The organism is Bacillus rugosus (genome assembly GCF_023238245.1).
Lineage (GTDB): Bacteria > Bacillota > Bacilli > Bacillales > Bacillaceae > Bacillus > Bacillus rugosus.
In genome coordinates this window covers 1635451-1652964 of the sequence record NZ_CP096590.1, presented here as the reverse complement: position 1 = coordinate 1652964, position 17514 = coordinate 1635451, and the positions used below count along the sequence as shown (strand labels likewise).

Here is a 17514-nt window from a genome sequence, read left to right as displayed (position 1 = left end):
ATCACCGAAATTTATTTTTTATTTTTTAAACCAATCTTTTGACTCGGGATTTTGTTTCCACGTTTTCAGTTTTTCTAGATCGTCTGAATGAATATTCCCGTTTTCAAGCGCGACCTCTGTGAGCGTATCATAATCAGTTAATGAGTAGTATGGCAGTTCTGCTTTCGTGAACGCTTCCTGCGCTTTAGGGAGCCCGTACGTAAAGATTGAGACGACACCGAGCACTTCGCAGCCAGCCGCTTGTAAAGCTGCCGCAGCTTCAAGTACGCTTCCTCCTGTTGAGATTAAGTCTTCAATGACGACAGTTTTTTGCCCCTTTTGCACAGCTCCCTCAATCTGATTGCCTTTTCCATGCGCTTTTGGTTTACTTCTCACATAACACATCGGAAGGTTCAAACGGTCAGCCGCCAGAGCAGCATGAGGAATACCGGCTGTTGCTGTGCCCGCAATCATTTCAGCATCAGGAAAATGCTCTTCGACAAGCTTACTGATGCCTGAGGCTACATCATTTCTGACCCCAGGGAAAGATAGCGTAAGGCGGTTGTCACAGTAGATTGGCGATAAAATGCCGCTTGCCCATGTAAATGGCTCGTTCGGGCGTAAAAATACAGCTTGGATGTCTAATAGATGTTTTGCAATGATTTGTTTCATGATTTGATTCCCTCCCATTCGAGTCTGACAGCTTCATAGGCTTTTACCGGGTCTTTCGCTTTTGTAATCGAGCGTCCTACTACAATTGCTGATGAACCTTTCTCTCTTGCAATCGCGGGTGTCGCTACGCGGATTTGGTCATTCGCAGCGTCCTCTGACAATCTGATCCCCGGAGTGACAGTGAGAAATGAAGGCGACACCGCTTGGTAAATGGCTTTTGCTTCATGAACAGAGCAGACCACTCCATCGAGCCCGCTTTCTTCTGCCAGTTTGCTGTAATGTACAACCGTGTCGATCAGAGGCTTTTCGATCAGCAGTTCATTATTCATAATTTGTTCAGATGTGCTTGTCAGCTGGGTTACCGCGATAAGTGACGGGCGTTTTTTTCCGGACGGCGTTCCTTCTTCTAAGCCTTCCAGAGCTGCTTGCATCATTTTTTTGCCTCCGGCCGCATGAACATTGACGAGATCCACTCCGAGACCGGCAAGGCGCTTCATCGCTTTGTTTACAGTGGTCGGGATGTCATGAAGCTTTAAATCTAAAAACAGCTCGCAATTTCTTTCTTTTAATTGTTTGACTATTGATGGCCCTTCTTGATAAAAAAGTTCCATTCCAACCTTTACAAATAACGGTTCTTGCTGAAAGAGCGCTAAGAACGCTAGCGTTTCTTCAGCTGATGCAAAATCAAGCGCGATGATGGGCAGGTTGTTTTTCATGGTTCCAGCTCCTTCCGATGCACTCTTCAATTGATTGATAGCCGTATTGACTCAAAACAGCTGGAAGCTGTTCAATAATGTCCGGGCATGCAAAAGGATTCACAAAGTTTGCTGTTCCGACAGCGACCGCGCTTGCTCCCGCGAGAAGAAATTCTAAGGCATCTTCGGCCGTCTGCACGCCTCCCATTCCAATAATCGGGATATTGACCGCTTGGCTGACTTCATACACCATGCGAATGGCAACCGGCTTTATGGCAGGACCGGAAAGTCCGCCTGTTTTATTAGCTAATATCGGCTTGCCTGATTTTAAATCGAGCCTCATGCCGATTAATGTGTTAATCATCGTAAGACCGTCCGCTCCCGCCTCTTCGATCGCTGACGCAATTTCTGTGATGTTTGCCACGTTCGGGGAAAGCTTTACATAAACAGGTACATCTGAAACCTCTTTAACCGCTTTCGTCAAATCAGCAGCCATTTCAGGGTTCGTGCCAAAAGCGATCCCGCCTGTCTTCACATTCGGACAGGAAATGTTCAATTCAAGTGCATGAACATTAGGCGCTTTACTGATATGCTCTGCGACTTCAACGTAATCCTCGACTTGAGAACCTGCGACATTGGCAATAATCGGCGTATCAAACTGTTCAAGCCACGGCAGCTCATTTTGCAAAACGCGTTCAAGGCCCGGATTTTGGAGACCGATCGCATTTAGCATTCCAGCGCCAGTCTCAGCTACCCTAGGCGTCGGGTTCCCGAAGCGGGGCTCCTTTGTCGTAGCTTTGATCATGATTGCTCCGAGACAAGATAAATCATAAAAACGTGCAAACTCTTTTCCAAAACCGAAGCAGCCTGATGCAGGGATGATCGGATTTTTCAATTCAAGTCCAGGCAGTTTGACCTCTAGCATTACAGTGCCACCTCCTGAGCTTTAAATACAGGTCCGTCGAGACATACTTTTACGTAGGATGTCTCACTTTCGTTTGTATGGCACACACACGCGAAGCATGCGCCGATTCCGCAACCCATTCGTTCCTCCATGGAAAGGTAAACTTCTTTATGGGCATATTCCTGTTTTAACGCCTTCAGCATCGGTGTCGGCCCGCAGCTGAGGAGAATGTCAAACTCTAGATTTTTCTGTTTTATTACATCTGTGACAAATCCGGTTTCCCCGTAGCTTCCGTCAGCTGTTGCCACATACGTGTCTCCATACTGCCGGCACTCTTCTTCGTAAAAAACATCCTTTGCCGATTGGAAGCCTAACACATGTATAACCTTTACCCCTTTTTCGTTCAAGCGTTTCGACAGCTCTTGGAGAGGCGGCACACCTACACCGCCTCCTACCAGCAAAGCCGTCTTTCCAGGTTGGATTTCATTAACAGGAAAGCCATTACCCAAGGGTCCGAGGACATCCACAAGCTCCCCCTGCTGCTTGAGCGACAAGAGTCTTGTGCCTTCCCCATCTACTCGATAAATGATAGTGACTTCATTTTTTTCAAAGTTGACGTCGGCAATGCTGATTGGCCTTCTTAAAAGAGGCGTAACCGCTTCGCTCACTTTAAGATGGAGGAACTGTCCCGGGGTTGTAAACCCTTGGACAAGCTCCCCTTTCAGAACCATTTGATACACCCGGTCTGCAATTTGCTGGTTAGAACATACTGTCAAATACGCTTTTTTCATATAGTGACTGCCGCCTCCTGATTTGTGTTGACTGCCGGCATTTGATCAGCACGGAATGTCATGCTTTCCAGTACTCGCAAGATTGCTTCAGCCGTATCTAAAGATGTTAAGCAGGCAACACCGTTTTCTACTGATTCACGTCTGATTCTAAATCCGTCTCTTGCCGGCTGCTTTCCTTTTGTCAGCGTATTGATAACAAACTGTGCTTCTCCGTTTCTGATCACATCAAGCAAGTTCGGGCCGTCCTGGCCGATTTTTCCGACGACCTTCGCCGGAATTGAAGCTTCTTTCAGGTAACCTGCCGTTCCTTCCGTGGCTAAAATGTTGTAGCCGATCGCATGGAACCGCTTAGCGATGGCAAGCCCTTCTTCTTTGTCCTTATCAGCCACTGTTAAAAGCACGGAACCGTAGTTAGGGATTTGAATGCCTGAAGCAATCAGAGCTTTGTAGAGTGCTTTTTCAAGGGTGGAATCTTTCCCCATGACCTCACCTGTTGATTTCATTTCAGGCCCTAACGTAATATCCACTCTTCTCAGCTTAGCGAAGGAGAAGACCGGCGCTTTTACAAATACACCCTGCTGTTCAGGCTGAAGGCCCTCTGTATAGCCAAACACATCCAGCTTTTGACCGAGAATAACTTTTGTGGCGAGATTTGCCATTGGGATACCCGTAATTTTACTTAAGAACGGTACGGTTCTGCTTGATCTCGGATTTACTTCGAGCACGTACACTTCGCCTTGTGATAAGACGAATTGAATATTGAGCAAACCGACAATGTTCAGCCCTTTAGCAAGTGCGATCGTGTGTTGTTCAATTTTTTTCTTGATGTCCTCTGTAAGTGACTGAGGCGGATAAACAGCGATTGAGTCTCCGGAGTGAACCCCCGCACGTTCAATGTGCTCCATAATTCCCGGAATGACGACTGTTTCACCGTCAGATACTGCATCCACTTCGATTTCTTTTCCTGTTAAATATCTGTCAATTAATACAGGGTGCTGCGGATTGATTTTGACTGCGTTTTTCATGTAATGAAGCAGTTCTTCTTCATGATAAACAATCTCCATCGCCCGGCCGCCAAGTACATAGGAAGGGCGCACCAGTACCGGGTAGCCGATATCACTCGCGATGCTTATCGCCTGATCAACTGATGTCGCTGTTTTGCCAAGCGGCTGCGGAACACCAAGTTCTCCAAGCGCTTGTTCAAATTTATCCCGATCTTCCGCACGATCTAAATCTTCTAATGAAGTCCCAAGGATTTTCACTCCGCGTGCAGAAAGCTCGTCAGCAAGGTTAATGGCAGTTTGTCCGCCGAATTGTACGACAACGCCCATTGGCTGTTCGAGATCAATGATGTGCATGACATCTTCAATCGTAAGCGGTTCAAAGTACAGCTTATCTGAAATACTGAAATCAGTTGAAACGGTTTCCGGGTTATTATTGACAATAATGGCTTCATAGCCTGCTTGTTTAATTGCCCACACAGAGTGAACAGTAGCGTAGTCAAACTCAACACCCTGACCGATTCGAATCGGACCGGAGCCAAGCACGATCACACTTTTCTTATCCGTAACGACAGACTCATTTTCTTCTTCGTATGTGCTGTAGAAGTATGGTGTTTCTGATTCAAATTCTGCCGCGCATGTATCTACCATTTTGAAAACCGGCGCAATTCCCGCTTGTTTTCTCAAGCTGTAAAGCTTCGATTCTTTCATTTTCCACTCACGGCTGATGTACTTATCAGAGAATCCTAGTTCTTTTGCCCGTCTCAGCACGTCAGTATCACCCGCATTTGCCTTCAGTTCTTTTTCAAACTGTACGATTCCGAACAGCTTATGCAGGAAGAAGACATCGATCGCGGAAAATTCATGTAGGTCTTCTACCGTGTAGCCTCTTCTGTACGCTTCAGCTAAGTAGAATAAGCGTTCATCACCGGCCTTTTTAATTCTTTTTTCAAGAAGCTCATCTGAAATGTCAGCAGCGTCCTTCAATTCAAGATGATACACATCCGCTTCCAGGGAACGAACAGCCTTCAGCAATGATTCTTCAAGCGTGCGGCCGATTGCCATGACCTCTCCTGTCGCTTTCATTTGCGTGCCGAGCTTTCTGTTTGCTGATTCAAACTTATCAAACGGCCAGCGCGGAATTTTGGATACGACATAGTCAAGAGCCGGTTCAAATGCTGCATATGTTTTTCCTGTCACCGGGTTCATCATTTCATCTAATGAAAGGCCGACAGCGATTTTAGCAGCAAGTTTGGCAATCGGATATCCCGTCGCTTTTGATGCAAGGGCAGATGAACGGCTGACCCGTGGGTTTACTTCAATAATGTAGTATTGGAAGCTGTCTGGGTCTAAAGCGAGCTGTACGTTACATCCGCCTTCGATTCCAAGTGCGCGGATCAGTTTTAACGATACATTCCGCAACAGCTGATATTCGCGGTCGCTGAGCGTTTGGCTTGGCGCGACAACAATACTGTCTCCAGTGTGGATTCCGACTGGATCAATGTTCTCCATATTACAAACGACAATGGCGTGGTCCTGGCTGTCTCTCATGACTTCATATTCGATTTCTTTATAGCCGGCGATGCTTTTTTCAAGCAGACATTGGTGCACTGGGCTTAATTTTAAGCCGTTCTCAACAATTTCTTTCAGTTCGGTTTCATTCGAGCAGATGCCTCCGCCTGTTCCGCCTAATGTATATGCTGGGCGGACAATGACAGGGAAACCAATTTGACTGACGAAGTTTTCAGCTTCTTCCAGAGAGTGGATGATCTCACTTTCAGGCACCGGTTCATTCAGCTCATTCATTAATGTTCTGAACAAGTCGCGGTCTTCAGCCTGCTGAATCGCAGTCAGCTTCGTGCCAAGCACTTCGACGCCACACTCTTCCAGCACGCCTCTTTCAGAAAGCTCAACCGCAAGATTCAAACCGGTTTGGCCTCCGAGAGTAGGAAGAATGGCATCCGGGCGTTCTTTTCTGATGATTCTCGTCAGGAATTCAGGAGTGAGCGGTTCGATGTAAACCCGGTCAGCCATTTCTGTATCTGTCATAATAGTGGCAGGGTTTGAGTTGACAAGGATGACTTCATAGCCTTCTTCTTTCAAAGCAAGGCAGGCTTGCGTTCCCGCATAGTCAAATTCTGCTGCTTGGCCGATGATGATCGGTCCAGATCCGATCACTAAAATTTTGTTAATGTCTACGCGTTTTGGCATACCGCTTCCCCTTCTTTCTCTGTTGTTTCGATCATTTCGATGAATCTGTCAAATAGATGGTTGGCATCCTCAGGACCAGGTGAGGCTTCAGGATGATATTGAACCGTAAATGCCGGCAGTGTTTTATGCTTCAGCCCTTCAATCGTATCGTCGTTAATGGCGATATGTGTCACGTCCAATTCTGTTTCGCTGATGGATGACACTGTATAGCCATGGTTTTGAGATGTTAAGGCGACTTTTCCAGTAGCCAGCTCTTTTACCGGGTGGTTTGAGCCCCTGTGGCCGAATTTCATTTTTTCAGTATTCGCTCCGCATGCCAGCGCAAATAATTGGTGGCCGAGACATATTCCGAATAACGGCACTTTTCCGAGAACACCTTTAATCATTTCAATCGCTTCAGGCACATCTTTCGGATCCCCAGGTCCGTTAGAAAGCATGATGCCGTCCGGTTTCAGCTGAAGCACTTCTTCCGCTGTAATGTTGTAAGGCACAACGATAACGTCACATTTCCGTTTGTTCAGCTCTCTAAGAATGCCGTGCTTCATGCCAAAGTCAACCAAGACAATGCGTTTGCCCCTTCCCGGGCTCGGATATGCTGTTTTGGCAGATACTTGGGATACTTGATTTCTCGGCAGTTCTGTTTCGTTCAGCCTTTTCAGCACCGCCTCGATATCTTCATCAGGTGAAGCGAATGTTCCTTTTAGGGCGCCTGCCGTGCGGATCATTCTTGTCAGCTTTCTTGTATCAATTCCCTGCAGTCCCGGAATGTTTTTCATTTTTAAATACTCGTCTAATGTGTATGCTGAACGCCAGTTGGAAGGCAGTTCACATAATTCTTTGATGATCAGCCCTTTCACAAAAGGGGTAATAGATTCAAAATCATCGCGGTTAATGCCGTAATTTCCGATAAGCGGGTACGTTAATGTTACGATCTGCCCGCAGTAAGAAGGATCAGATAAAATTTCCTGATAGCCTGTCATCCCAGTGTTAAAAACGACTTCTCCCATGCTGTGTTCTAAGCTTCCGAAGGCTTTCCCCTCGAATACCGCTCCGTTTTCCAGTACTAATCGTCTCTTCATTTGACAAGTCTCCCTTCTTCATAAGCAAGCTTCCCTGCCGCCATTGTAGCGACCGGCCAGCCGGTGCAGCTGATGCCGTTGAATGGCGTATTTTTTCCTTTTGATAAAAATGTTTCATTGTCTATAACTGTTTCTTTTTCCAAATCGATTAACGTAATGTCAGCAACTTGCCCCGTTTGTAATGCTCCGTATGGGAGACCGAATGCTTCGCATGGTTTGATTGTCATATAGTCAATGAGCTGTTTCAGCGACCAGCTGCCATTTTTGACAAAATGTGTGTATAGGAGCGGGAACGCCGTTTCTAAGCCGACAATTCCGAATGGCGCCAGCTTCATTTCTGTGTTTTTCTCTTCTTCTGTATGCGGGGCATGGTCTGTTGCGATAAAATCAATTGTTCCGTCTAAAAGACCTTCGATTAAAGCCGCTCTGTCTTCCGCACTGCGGAGAGGAGGGTTCATTTTATAATTTGTGTCAAGCCCCGGAATGTCCTCATCACAAAGCAGCAAATGGTGTGGCGACACTTCTGCTGTCACTCTGATTCCTGCTTTTTTCGCATCACGTACGACTCTGACAGATTCTTTCGTACTGATATGGCATACATGGTAATGGCAGTTTGTCGCCTCTGCCAGCAACACATCGCGGGCAATATGAACCGATTCACACACAGAAGGAATGCCATTGAGCCCATTCGCTTTAGAGAATGTTCCCTCATGAACGCTTCCTCCGTAAATTAAGGAGTTGTCTTCGCAATGTGCAACAATCGCTTTGTCGATCGCGGCTGCCCGTTTCATCGCTTCATACATCATTCCTGCTGTCTGTATACCGACGCCGTCATCTGTAAAAGCAAATGCCCCTGCTTCTTTTAAAGCTTCAAAATTTGTCATCTCATCACCGATTTGTCTGATCGTAATGGATGCATATGGAAGAACTCTGATGCATGATGTTTCTTTTATACGGTTTTGCACCCATTCCATCTGCTCCTTCGTATCAGGAACCGGCCGCGTATTCGGCATTGCAGCTACTGTTGTATAGCCGCCGCGCGCCGCGGCTTTTGCACCGGTTTCAATGGTTTCTTTTTTCTCTCCGCCCGGCTCTCTGAAGTGTACGTGGAGATCGACAAATCCAGGTGAAACAAGCAAGCCTTTTGCATCAATTACCGTTTCTTCACCCGCTGCATCAAGCTTGCCAATTTCGGAAATGATTTCTCCCGTCACTCGAATATCCGTTTCTGTTTTTTCACCATTTTCGTTAAGTATCCAGCCGTTTTTAATGAGATATGACATACGCTGCTTCTCCTCTTTTCACATTTGTTTGTAAGGCACGCTGTATCACTGCCATTCTGATAAATACGCCATTTTGCATTTGCTTGAAGATTCTTGATTTTTCGCTTTCGACTAAGCTGTCATCAATCTCCACTCCTCTGTTTACCGGAGCTGGATGCATAATGATCGCATGCTGCTTCATACGCTCAGCCCGTTCTACGGTCAGGCCGTATTTGTTTAAATAGCCGTCCTGACTGACAGCAGACTGATGTCTTTCATTTTGAATGCGCAGCAGCATAACGACATCGGAAGACTCAACTGCTTCATCCATTGTGACATACGTGCCGAATAGATTTTCTTCATCCTGCCATTCCGAAGGACCTGAAAACAGGATACGGGCACCCAATCTTGTCAAAACTTCCGCATTTGATCTAGCCACTCTGCTATGTTTGATATCGCCGTGAATGGAGACGGTGAGCCCTTTGAACGTATTGAACTCTTCATAAATCGTCATTACATCAAGCAGTGATTGTGTCGGATGCTGGCCGCATCCGTCTCCCGCGTTCAGAATCGGGATATTCACCTTGCTGACAAGCTCTTCATAGTACTCATCCTCACTGTGCCTGATGACGCACACGTCCACACCGATTGACTCGAGCGTCCGAATGGTGTCATATAAGGTTTCGCCTTTTTGCACGCTTGTGCTTGTTCCATCAAGATTCAGGACATTCATACCCAGCTTTTTTTCTGCGACCTCAAAGCTGAATCGCGTTCTCGTGCTTGGTTCAAAAAACAGGTTTGCTGCAAACTTTCCCGTAAGCTGATTGTCTATTTTTCTGCTTTTGAGGTCTTGTGCTATTTGAAGCAAATCTTTGATTTCCTCAGTGCTGAGTTCACTCATCGTCGTTAAATGCTTCATGTTTTTTCCCCTCTCATTTCAACATTAAGGCTGAAAAAACCCCGGTCTAAGATAGACTCGGGGTACGGTTAAATAGAGGGCAGCATTGAAGCTTCCTTCTCTTCATAACCCTTCCAAGCCTCTCTGGACTTTCTTTAAAAGGTTTTAAATATGATGTTGTTCAGATGTGTCCGCCTGCTCTTCCTTTGCCTGCGGAAGAATCAGGTTTAAGATGACACCGACAATTGCGGCAAGCGCCATTCCTGACACTTGGAATCCTCCTTGAGACACTTGGATAAACGCGCCGCCTACACCGATCACAAGGATAACTGACGTAATAATGAGGTTTCTGTTGTTTTCATAATCAATTTTGTTGTCAATCAGCATTCTGAGACCGCTCGATGCGATGATTCCGAACAGCAGGAAGGAGACGCCTCCCATGACCGCTGACGGCACTGAACTGATCAGCGCTGAGATTTTGCCGATAAAGCCGAAGCAAAGGGCAATCACCGCCGCGCCTCCGATGACAAAGACGCTGAATACTCTTGTAATGGCCAGCACGCCAATGTTTTCCCCATAAGTCGTTGTCGGCGGACCGCCGATCAGGGAAGCAAGGATTGTGGCCACGCTGTCACCCATGATGGAGCGATGCAGCCCCGGCTTTTTAATGAAATCTTGTCCAACAACTTTGCTTAGCACCATTTGGTGGCCGATATGCTCCGACATTGTCACAAACGCGACAGGAACCATTGCCGCTGCGATGCCGAGTGTTACTGACGGTGAATAGTCTTTGAACGGGATGATAAATTCAGGCACTGCAAACCATTTCGCGTCAAGCACCGGCTGGAAGTTGACGATCCCTTGAGTAAGGGCAAACAGGTATCCGCCGATGATTCCGATCAGAACCGGAATCAGGCTTAAAAATCCTCGTAAGAAAATCGCGCAAATAATCGTGATCGCCAGTGTAACTCCTGCGACACTGAAGTGCTTTAAGCTGTAGACCAATTCACTCGCGTTTGGATCAGCGTACATCGCCATGTTTACCGCAGTGCTTGCCAGCCCCAGTCCGATGACGATAATTACGGGGCCTACGACTACAGGCGGGAGAATCTTCATTAGCCACCCGGTTCCAAGCTGCCTGATCAATAAGGCAATCAGCCCGTACACTAGCCCTGCAAGAAACGCCCCGACCATTGCCGATCCCGGACCGCCGGTCGCTTTTACTAGTATGATCGGAGAAATAAAGGCAAAGGATGAACCAAGATACGCGGGAATTTGCCCTTTCGTAATCAGAAGGTAAGCAAGTGTCCCGATGCCACTTGTCACCAATGCCACAGCAGGACTCATTCCGACCAGCTTCGGAACCAAAATCGTTGAGCCAAACATGGCAAACAAATGCTGCAGGCTGAATGAAACCCAAGAGAAAGGTGTCGGGACATCCCTGACTCCTAAATTTACTTTTTTCTTACTCATGATGATTTTCCCCCTGATTGTTAACGTTCATTTTAGGATGACTCAATGACTGTATAAAAAAACCTCTTTGCTATTTTTACGCAAAGAGGCATACAAAGACCTGCCGAATACTTTCGGGACTTTGTTGTGCACCTCTTTGCAACCTCTCTGGATTGCCTTTAAAAAGGTAATCTATTATTCATTTTCATAAATGGCGACGAGATCGTTTTGATCTACTTCATCAAGCTGAACCATAACCTTTTCAGCTTTTGATGTCGGGATGTTTTTCCCGATATAATCCGCGCGGATCGGAAGCTCCCGGTGTCCTCTGTCAACTAGCACTGCCAGCTGAATGGAGGAAGGTCTGCCTACATCAACAAGCGCATCCATACCTGCTCTGACCGTTCTGCCTGTGTACAGGACATCGTCTACGAGGATCACTTTTTGATCTGTAATGTCAACCGGAATATCTGCACCTTTTACAAGCGGCTCTTCGTTGCTCGTTTTTTTGGAAAGATCGTCTCTGTAAAGAGTAATATCAATTTCACCGACTGTTACAGGACTCCCTTCAATCTGTTCGATTCGTTCCGCAAGACGTTTTGCCAAGTAAATCCCTCTTGTCTTAATGCCAACAAGGATGCAGTTATTCATTCCTTTATTACGTTCGATCATTTCGTGGGCAATCCTGGTCAGCGCCCGTCTGATTGCCTGTTCATCGAGAATGACAGCTTTTTGATTCAATGTATGACACCTCACAGTTCATATAGAAGAAAAAACCCCTCTTGCCAGAGCATAGAGGGGTTTCAGGACAAGGTGCGCACATATACACGCATCCCGTCTATCCGTTATCCTTCTCAGCCTCTCTGGACTGTTTTAAAGAATCTATTCAGCTTCGTTTATTATTTCAGAAAAGAAACAGTCTGTCAATCGTTTTTTCTGAGGTTTTCGATTAATTCTGCCATATCCTCCGGTAGCGGTGCTTCAAATTCGACATATTCGCCTGTGCGAGGATGATCAAAACCTAAAATTCCGGCGTGAAGGGCTTGTCCGTTAAAATCAATCGTTTTTCTTGGTCCGTATTTTGGATCGCCCGCTAATGGAAATCCGATATATTTCATATGAACACGAATTTGATGCGTTCTTCCTGTTTCAAGCTGGCATTCCACCAACGTAAAATCCTGAAAACGCTCAAGCACATGAAAATGAGTGACCGCATTTTTGCCATCACGCGTCACAGTCATGCTTTGACGGTCTTTCTTGTCCCGTCCGATCGGCGCGTCAATTGTGCCATCATCGTGAGAGATAAGCCCGTGGACAACCGCCGTATATTTACGCGTGACCGTTTTGTTGACCAATTGGTTTACAAGTGACTCATGAGCCATATCATTTTTCGCCACCATTAATAAGCCGGACGTGTCCTTATCGATTCTGTGAACGATCCCCGGACGCATCACGCCATTTATCCCGGAAAGATCCGTGCAATGAGCCATAAGGCCGTTTACAAGTGTGCCCGTAAGATGCCCGGGAGCTGGGTGCACAACCATTCCGCGAGGTTTATTGACGACAAGCACATCCTGATCTTCATAGTAAATATCCAGATCCATAGGTTCTGCCAGCACGTCGAGCGCTTCTGGCTCAGGTACAGTGACTGTCACCTGATCACCTGGCTGAATTTTATAATTTGATTTTACAGGGCTTCCGTTCACGACAATTTGTCCATCTTTCACCCATTGCTGTACCTGGGTTCTCGACCAATCATTCTCAGTCGATGCCAGAAATTTATCAATCCGCTCACTTTTTTGTTCTTCTGAAGCGGTTATATCAAATTGATTCATGCTATTGCTCCTTTTTCTTTTTCCCGCTGTCCAACAGCATTTGTATAAATAAAAGCATTACGCCGACACATAGTGAAGAGTCAGCGATGTTAAAAATCGGGTAATTGTAATTCACAATAATGACATGGATAAAATCCACAACTTCCTGTCTGACAGCCCGATCGATGAAGTTGCCAATGGCACCGCCAAGCATCAGTCCGAGGGCCACTCCAAGAAGCCTTTGTCCTTTTGTATAACGCTGTATGTAATAAACAATGCCAATAATAACCGCGGTTGTAATGAGGTAGAAAAACCACATCTGACCGGCTAATATCCCCCATGCAGCACCCGTATTGCGATGGGAGGTGATATAGAATACCTGATCAATGATCGGAATGCTTTGGCCAAGCTCCATGTTCTTAACGACAAGCCATTTTGTCAATTGATCGGCTGCAATAATAAGTAGTGCAATCACATAATACAGCACAAACGTTCCTCCAGTTTACGGTTACTTTAATCCATTATGCATTTTATCAATAAAAAGCACTGGAGTAAAGAAATATCAGGCATATTAACCGGCCAGACAATGTTATTCATACAGTGCCTGGCCATATTCGATATCCGTTGATTTCCACAGCGGAAGCGTTTTTTTTTCAAATTGGACAGAGTAAAGAAAATCGTTTGCTGTGCGGGCAGTCGGCAGCACAGCCAGCTTTGAAAGAGGAATGGGATCCCCGGTTTCTTCACAGTATCCAAATGTGCCGTTTTCGATTTTAGACAATGCGAGGAGAACGTCTTGTAGCTCTTCTTTAATGTGATAGATCAGAGTTGCTTTTTGTTTATGATTGATTGCTGCTTGTGGGCTTGTTGAAGCCTGAAAGCAAGAATACTCAAATAATCTCGACTGTAATTCTTCTTTCGTCAGAAGAAGTTCCGTATATATTGCGGTCAGTTGATCATTCATTCATCACAACTCCTGCTCTTAACGTAGTACCTATATTGTTGCCTGTGAACGATGATCTAAAGCACATAAGATTTTTCCTGCCGTTCTAAACGATGTCACTCTTGGCACAAAAAAAGCCCGGCTTTTACGCCGGGCTCTTTTCCATTATTTTTGATAGTATTTTTCAACGATTTCAGCGTTTCGCAGTGAGAGTGTAGGATATTTCGGATTTGCACCTACATCTTTTGAAATTACACGGGATCTCTCACACATTTCGCCTTCGGCTTTCTCGACAGCGATTTTCCCTGTCGCAAAGCTTTGCGCATCGTTCGGCGCTTCATTTTCTTCGCTGATTGTCAGTTCAGAAACAATAAACAGCTGAGAAAGATTTTCTTTAATGGAAGCCAAGAGCTCTTGGTTTTCTTTGTTTGGATACAATTTCAGGTTCGCTTCCAATGATTTACCGATAATTTTTTCATTCCGCGCAGTTTCTAACGCTTTTAGCACATCGTCACGGAAAGCCATAAAGCGGTCAAATTTATCTTCTGTCGCTTCGCTGTTTGGAACCGTGATTGTTTCCGGCATATCTGTCAACTGAACGCTCTGCTCTTCAACAAATGTTAAATGAGACCATAATTCGTCAGCCGTATGAGGAAGGATAGGCGCTGAAAGCTTCACTAATGCAAGAAGCGTTTCATAGAATACTGTCTGCATACTGCGTCTATCCGGATGATCCGCATGCTCGATGTACACAATATCTTTTGCGAAATCAAGATAGAATGAGCTCAATTCGATTGTGCAGAAATTATGGATGCTGTGATATACAACTGCAAATTCATACTCATCATACGCTTTTTTCACTTTATCAATCAGTTTGTTCAGTTTAATCAGCATATATTGGTCCACTTCGCGAAGATCTTCGACAGCCACCGCATTCGTTTTCGGATCAAAATCGAATAGGTTACCATGAAGGAAACGGAACGTATTGCGGATTTTACGGTATACTTCAGCAACCTGCTTCAAAATGGCGTCAGACACGCGAACGTCCGCCTGATAATCAACTGAGGACACCCATAATCTCAAGATGTCGGCACCAAGCTGTTTCATCACTTTAGCTGGAACAACGACGTTACCGATTGATTTACTCATCTTGCGTCCTTCTCCATCCAGTGCAAATCCATGGCTGAGCACACCTTTATATGGCGCTTTTCCTGTTACGGCTACTGCTGTAGAAAGAGATGAGTTAAACCAGCCGCGGTATTGGTCTGATCCTTCTAGATATAAATCAGCCGGGCGAACGAGGTCTTCACGTTCTTCAAGCACCGCTTGATGGGAAGAGCCTGAATCAAACCAAACATCCATGATGTCCTGTTCTTTTGTAAATGTGCCGTTAGGGCTGCCAGGATGCGTAAAGCCTTCCGGAAGAAGATCCTTCGCTTCTTTTTCAAACCAAATGTTTGAGCCATGCTGTCTGAACAATTCAGAAACATGTTCAATGGTTTCATCTGTAATAATCGGTTCTCCGTTTTCAGCATAAAATACCGGGATCGGCACACCCCATGCACGCTGTCTGGAAATACACCAGTCTCCGCGGTCACGAACCATGTTGTGTAAACGCTGCTCGCCCCATTCAGGAACCCATTTGGTTTCTTTAATGGCATCAAGCAGGTCTGATCTGAAATCTTTAATAGACGCAAACCATTGCGCTGTCGCTCTGAAAATGGTTGGTTTCTTTGTTCTCCAATCATGCGGATAAGAGTGGGTAATGAATTCAAGCTTCACAAGCGCGCCTTTTTCATCAAGCTGCTCTGTGATCGCTTTGTTCGCATCATCATAGAACATGCCTTCAAAGCCTGGAGCTTCGCTTGTCATTACACCTTTTGCATCAACTGGGCATAACACATCTAAACCGTATTTTTGGCCGATGATAAAGTCATCTTCCCCGTGTCCCGGCGCTGTATGAACGCAGCCTGTCCCGGCATCAGTTGTTACGTGTTCACCAAGCATAACGAGAGAATCTCTTCCATATAGCGGGTGTTCCGCTACAATGTTCTCAAGGTCTTTCCCTTTGATCGTTCTTGTCACTTCATATTGATCAAATCCGCATGCAGATGCTACATTTTCGACTAAAGCACTAGCTACGACAAAGCGGTCTTCACCTACTGCAATCACGCTGTACTCAAGATCAGGGTGCACTGAAATTCCGAGGTTCGCCGGAATTGTCCAAGGCGTTGTTGTCCAAATGATGATGCGCTCGCCGTTTTCAAGAACGCCTTTTCCGTCTTTTACACCGAAAGCAACATAAATAGATGCTGAACGTTTGTCTTGATATTCGATCTCAGCTTCCGCCAAAGCAGACTCACTTGAAGGTGACCAGTTAACCGGTTTAAGACCCTTATAGATGTAGCCTCGTTTTGCCATCTCACCAAATACGCGGATTTGCTGCGCTTCGTATTCCGGTTTTAATGTGACATAAGGGTTTTCCCAATCACCGCGGACACCCAGGCGTTTAAACTGCTCACGCTGTCCCTCGATTTGCTTCCAAGCGTACTCTTCGCACAGTTTGCGGAAATCCGCTACTGACATTTCTTTGCGGTTTACTTTTTTGTTTTTTGTGAGAGCCGTTTCAATCGGCAATCCGTGTGTATCCCAGCCCGGTACATACGGCGCGTTGTAGCCGCTCATTGATTTGTAGCGGACAATGAAGTCCTTCAAAATCTTGTTAAGCGCGTGTCCCATATGGATATCGCCGTTTGCATACGGAGGTCCGTCATGTAAAATAAATTTCGGGCGGTCTTTCGTCCGTTCCTGCACAAGACGGTAGATATCCTCTTCCTCCCAAGTCTTCTGAATGTCAGGCTCACGGTTTGGCAAATTTCCGCGCATCGGGAAATCTGTTTTCGGCATTAAGAGCGTATCTTTAAAATCCATTTTCATTCCTCCACTGCATTTTTTCAGAAAATAAAAAAAGCCCTCTCATCCCATAAGGGACGAGAAAGCTTATCTCGCGGTACCACCCTTTTAGAAAAAGCCTGCATATGCTTTTTCCTCTCGAGCATCGTAACGTGATGAACGTCCTAACCTACTGTGAGTTCAGAAAGGAAACTTAAGGGCTGATCTACATGATTCCGGCCATCCCGGACTCTCACCATCTCCGGGTCGCTATGAAGGCCTGAAGGAAACATGACTGTCCCTTTCAACCGTTTTTTCATCTGAATTTATGAACGTATTATATTCGACAAGCTAAGAAGATGTCAAGGTAATCAGAGAATTTATTCCTTTTCCTCAAATACTGCGTCGACTTCATACTCAAGCAGATGATCCCAATCGTCATTTTTCAGAAGATCGAGCTGGGCTTCAATCAGCATTTGGAAACGTGTTCTGAAAACTTTAGATTGTTTTTTCAGTTCTTCAATTTCCATGGCAATTTTTCTTGATTTTGATAAAGATTCGTTGATAATGCGATCAGCGTTTTTCTCCGCCTCCCGAACAATCAGCTTTGCTTCTTTTTGAGAATTGCGTTTTACGTCTTCAGCTGCTTCTTGAGCAACTAAAATCGATTTATTCAGCGTTTCTTCAATATTAGCAAAGTGTCCGATTCTTTCATCAAGTTCATTGACTTTCGCTTCAAGCTCAGTTTTCTTACGGAGAACAATTTCGTAATCTTTTCTGACTTGCGCTAAGAATTCATTTACTTCATCTTCATCATATCCGCGAAAACTTTTTGTAAACGTCTTGTTGTGAATATCATTTGGCGTTAATGGCATGATGCCACCTCCATTTTTACATTTCAGTACGGTTATCTAGTTCACA

15 protein-coding genes and 1 other annotated feature are annotated in these 17514 nt (G+C 45.5%); all 15 genes read right to left on the bottom strand.

The genetic code is table 11. From position 1 onward, the window contains the following. Window positions 1-18: 18 nt before the first annotated feature. The 15 genes from pyrE to divIVA all read right to left on the bottom strand — a co-directional run bounded on the left by pyrE (window position 19) and on the right by divIVA (window position 17468). A complete protein-coding gene (pyrE, locus tag M0696_RS08460; RefSeq protein WP_282707829.1) occupies window positions 19-651 on the bottom strand; it encodes an orotate phosphoribosyltransferase in 633 nt (210 codons plus the stop codon). After that, complete coding sequence (gene pyrF, locus M0696_RS08455; protein WP_222142800.1) at window positions 648-1367, bottom strand: orotidine-5'-phosphate decarboxylase; 720 nt, start codon at window positions 1365-1367, stop codon at window positions 648-650. Before pyrF ends, pyrE begins: the two co-directional genes overlap by 4 nt. After that, window positions 1336-2271 carry a dihydroorotate dehydrogenase gene (locus tag M0696_RS08450; protein ID WP_222142799.1) on the bottom strand — a complete coding sequence of 312 codons (936 nt, stop codon included), beginning with the start codon at window positions 2269-2271 and terminating at the stop codon, window positions 1336-1338. The genes pyrF and M0696_RS08450 overlap by 32 nt, the downstream gene beginning before the upstream one ends. Beyond that, window positions 2271-3041, bottom strand: a complete 771-nt coding sequence (gene pyrK, locus M0696_RS08445) for a dihydroorotate oxidase B electron transfer subunit (RefSeq protein ID WP_222142798.1) — start codon at window positions 3039-3041, stop codon at window positions 2271-2273. Before pyrK ends, M0696_RS08450 begins: the two co-directional genes overlap by 1 nt. Further along, a complete protein-coding gene (gene carB, locus M0696_RS08440; RefSeq protein WP_222142797.1) occupies window positions 3038-6253 on the bottom strand; it encodes a carbamoyl-phosphate synthase (glutamine-hydrolyzing) large subunit in 3216 nt (1071 codons plus the stop codon). Before carB ends, pyrK begins: the two co-directional genes overlap by 4 nt. Then, on the bottom strand, window positions 6238-7332 hold the full coding sequence (locus M0696_RS08435) for a carbamoyl phosphate synthase small subunit (protein ID WP_166853122.1): 1095 nt from the start codon (window positions 7330-7332) through the stop codon (window positions 6238-6240). The genes carB and M0696_RS08435 overlap by 16 nt, the downstream gene beginning before the upstream one ends. Beyond that, entirely contained in the window at window positions 7329-8615 is a 1287-nt protein-coding gene (locus M0696_RS08430; RefSeq protein ID WP_222142796.1) for a dihydroorotase, read from the bottom strand. The genes M0696_RS08435 and M0696_RS08430 overlap by 4 nt, the downstream gene beginning before the upstream one ends. After that, on the bottom strand, window positions 8599-9513 hold the full coding sequence (locus M0696_RS08425; RefSeq protein ID WP_222142795.1) for an aspartate carbamoyltransferase catalytic subunit: 915 nt from the start codon (window positions 9511-9513) through the stop codon (window positions 8599-8601). Before M0696_RS08425 ends, M0696_RS08430 begins: the two co-directional genes overlap by 17 nt. Window positions 9514-9657: 144 nt before the next feature. Continuing rightward, entirely contained in the window at window positions 9658-10965 is a 1308-nt protein-coding gene (pyrP, locus tag M0696_RS08420) for a uracil permease PyrP (protein WP_044445174.1), read from the bottom strand. Between the two features lie 174 nt (window positions 10966-11139). After that, a complete protein-coding gene (pyrR, locus tag M0696_RS08415) occupies window positions 11140-11685 on the bottom strand; it encodes a bifunctional pyrimidine operon transcriptional regulator/uracil phosphoribosyltransferase (protein WP_166853130.1) in 546 nt (181 codons plus the stop codon). A 182-nt stretch (window positions 11686-11867) separates the two neighbouring features. Continuing rightward, window positions 11868-12779 carry an RluA family pseudouridine synthase gene (locus M0696_RS08410; RefSeq protein ID WP_166853132.1) on the bottom strand — a complete coding sequence of 304 codons (912 nt, stop codon included), beginning with the start codon at window positions 12777-12779 and terminating at the stop codon, window positions 11868-11870. A 1-nt stretch (window position 12780) separates the two neighbouring features. After that, window positions 12781-13245 (bottom strand): signal peptidase II, encoded by a 465-nt coding sequence (gene lspA, locus M0696_RS08405; RefSeq protein WP_166853134.1) that lies wholly within the window; start codon window positions 13243-13245, stop codon window positions 12781-12783. A 102-nt stretch (window positions 13246-13347) separates the two neighbouring features. Next, entirely contained in the window at window positions 13348-13722 is a 375-nt protein-coding gene (ylyA, locus tag M0696_RS08400; RefSeq protein WP_222142794.1) for a sporulation-related RNA polymerase-binding protein YlyA, read from the bottom strand. Between the two features lie 144 nt (window positions 13723-13866). Continuing rightward, entirely contained in the window at window positions 13867-16632 is a 2766-nt protein-coding gene (gene ileS, locus M0696_RS08395; protein ID WP_222142793.1) for an isoleucine--tRNA ligase, read from the bottom strand. Window positions 16633-16684: 52 nt separating this feature from the next. Beyond that, window positions 16685-16911 (bottom strand) — a binding site (T-box leader). Window positions 16912-16973: 62 nt separating this feature from the next. Continuing rightward, window positions 16974-17468, bottom strand: coding sequence for a septum site-determining protein DivIVA (gene divIVA / locus M0696_RS08390; protein WP_003221468.1), 495 nt, complete (start codon window positions 17466-17468; stop codon window positions 16974-16976). Between the last annotated feature and the right edge of the window lie 46 nt (window positions 17469-17514).

What these genes read in the sequence shown, in the direction of transcription:
- pyrE (WP_282707829.1), bottom strand. Translation starts at nt 651, where the DNA reads ATGAAACAAATCATTGCAAAACATCTATTAGACATCCAAGCTGTATTT.
- M0696_RS08450 (WP_222142799.1), bottom strand. Translation starts at nt 2,271, where the DNA reads ATGCTAGAGGTCAAACTGCCTGGACTTGAATTGAAAAATCCGATCATC.
- pyrK (WP_222142798.1), bottom strand. Translation starts at nt 3,041, where the DNA reads ATGAAAAAAGCGTATTTGACAGTATGTTCTAACCAGCAAATTGCAGAC.
- pyrP (WP_044445174.1), bottom strand. Translation starts at nt 10,965, where the DNA reads ATGAGTAAGAAAAAAGTAAATTTAGGAGTCAGGGATGTCCCGACACCT.
- M0696_RS08430 (WP_222142796.1), bottom strand. Translation starts at nt 8,615, where the DNA reads ATGTCATATCTCATTAAAAACGGCTGGATACTTAACGAAAATGGTGAA.
- ylyA (WP_222142794.1), bottom strand. Translation starts at nt 13,722, where the DNA reads ATGAATGATCAACTGACCGCAATATATACGGAACTTCTTCTGACGAAA.
- M0696_RS08435 (WP_166853122.1), bottom strand. Translation starts at nt 7,332, where the DNA reads ATGAAGAGACGATTAGTACTGGAAAACGGAGCGGTATTCGAGGGGAAA.
- M0696_RS08425 (WP_222142795.1), bottom strand. Translation starts at nt 9,513, where the DNA reads ATGAAGCATTTAACGACGATGAGTGAACTCAGCACTGAGGAAATCAAA.
- carB (WP_222142797.1), bottom strand. Translation starts at nt 6,253, where the DNA reads ATGCCAAAACGCGTAGACATTAACAAAATTTTAGTGATCGGATCTGGA.
- M0696_RS08410 (WP_166853132.1), bottom strand. Translation starts at nt 12,779, where the DNA reads ATGAATCAATTTGATATAACCGCTTCAGAAGAACAAAAAAGTGAGCGG.
- pyrF (WP_222142800.1), bottom strand. Translation starts at nt 1,367, where the DNA reads ATGAAAAACAACCTGCCCATCATCGCGCTTGATTTTGCATCAGCTGAA.
- divIVA (WP_003221468.1), bottom strand. Translation starts at nt 17,468, where the DNA reads ATGCCATTAACGCCAAATGATATTCACAACAAGACGTTTACAAAAAGT.
- ileS (WP_222142793.1), bottom strand. Translation starts at nt 16,632, where the DNA reads ATGGATTTTAAAGATACGCTCTTAATGCCGAAAACAGATTTCCCGATG.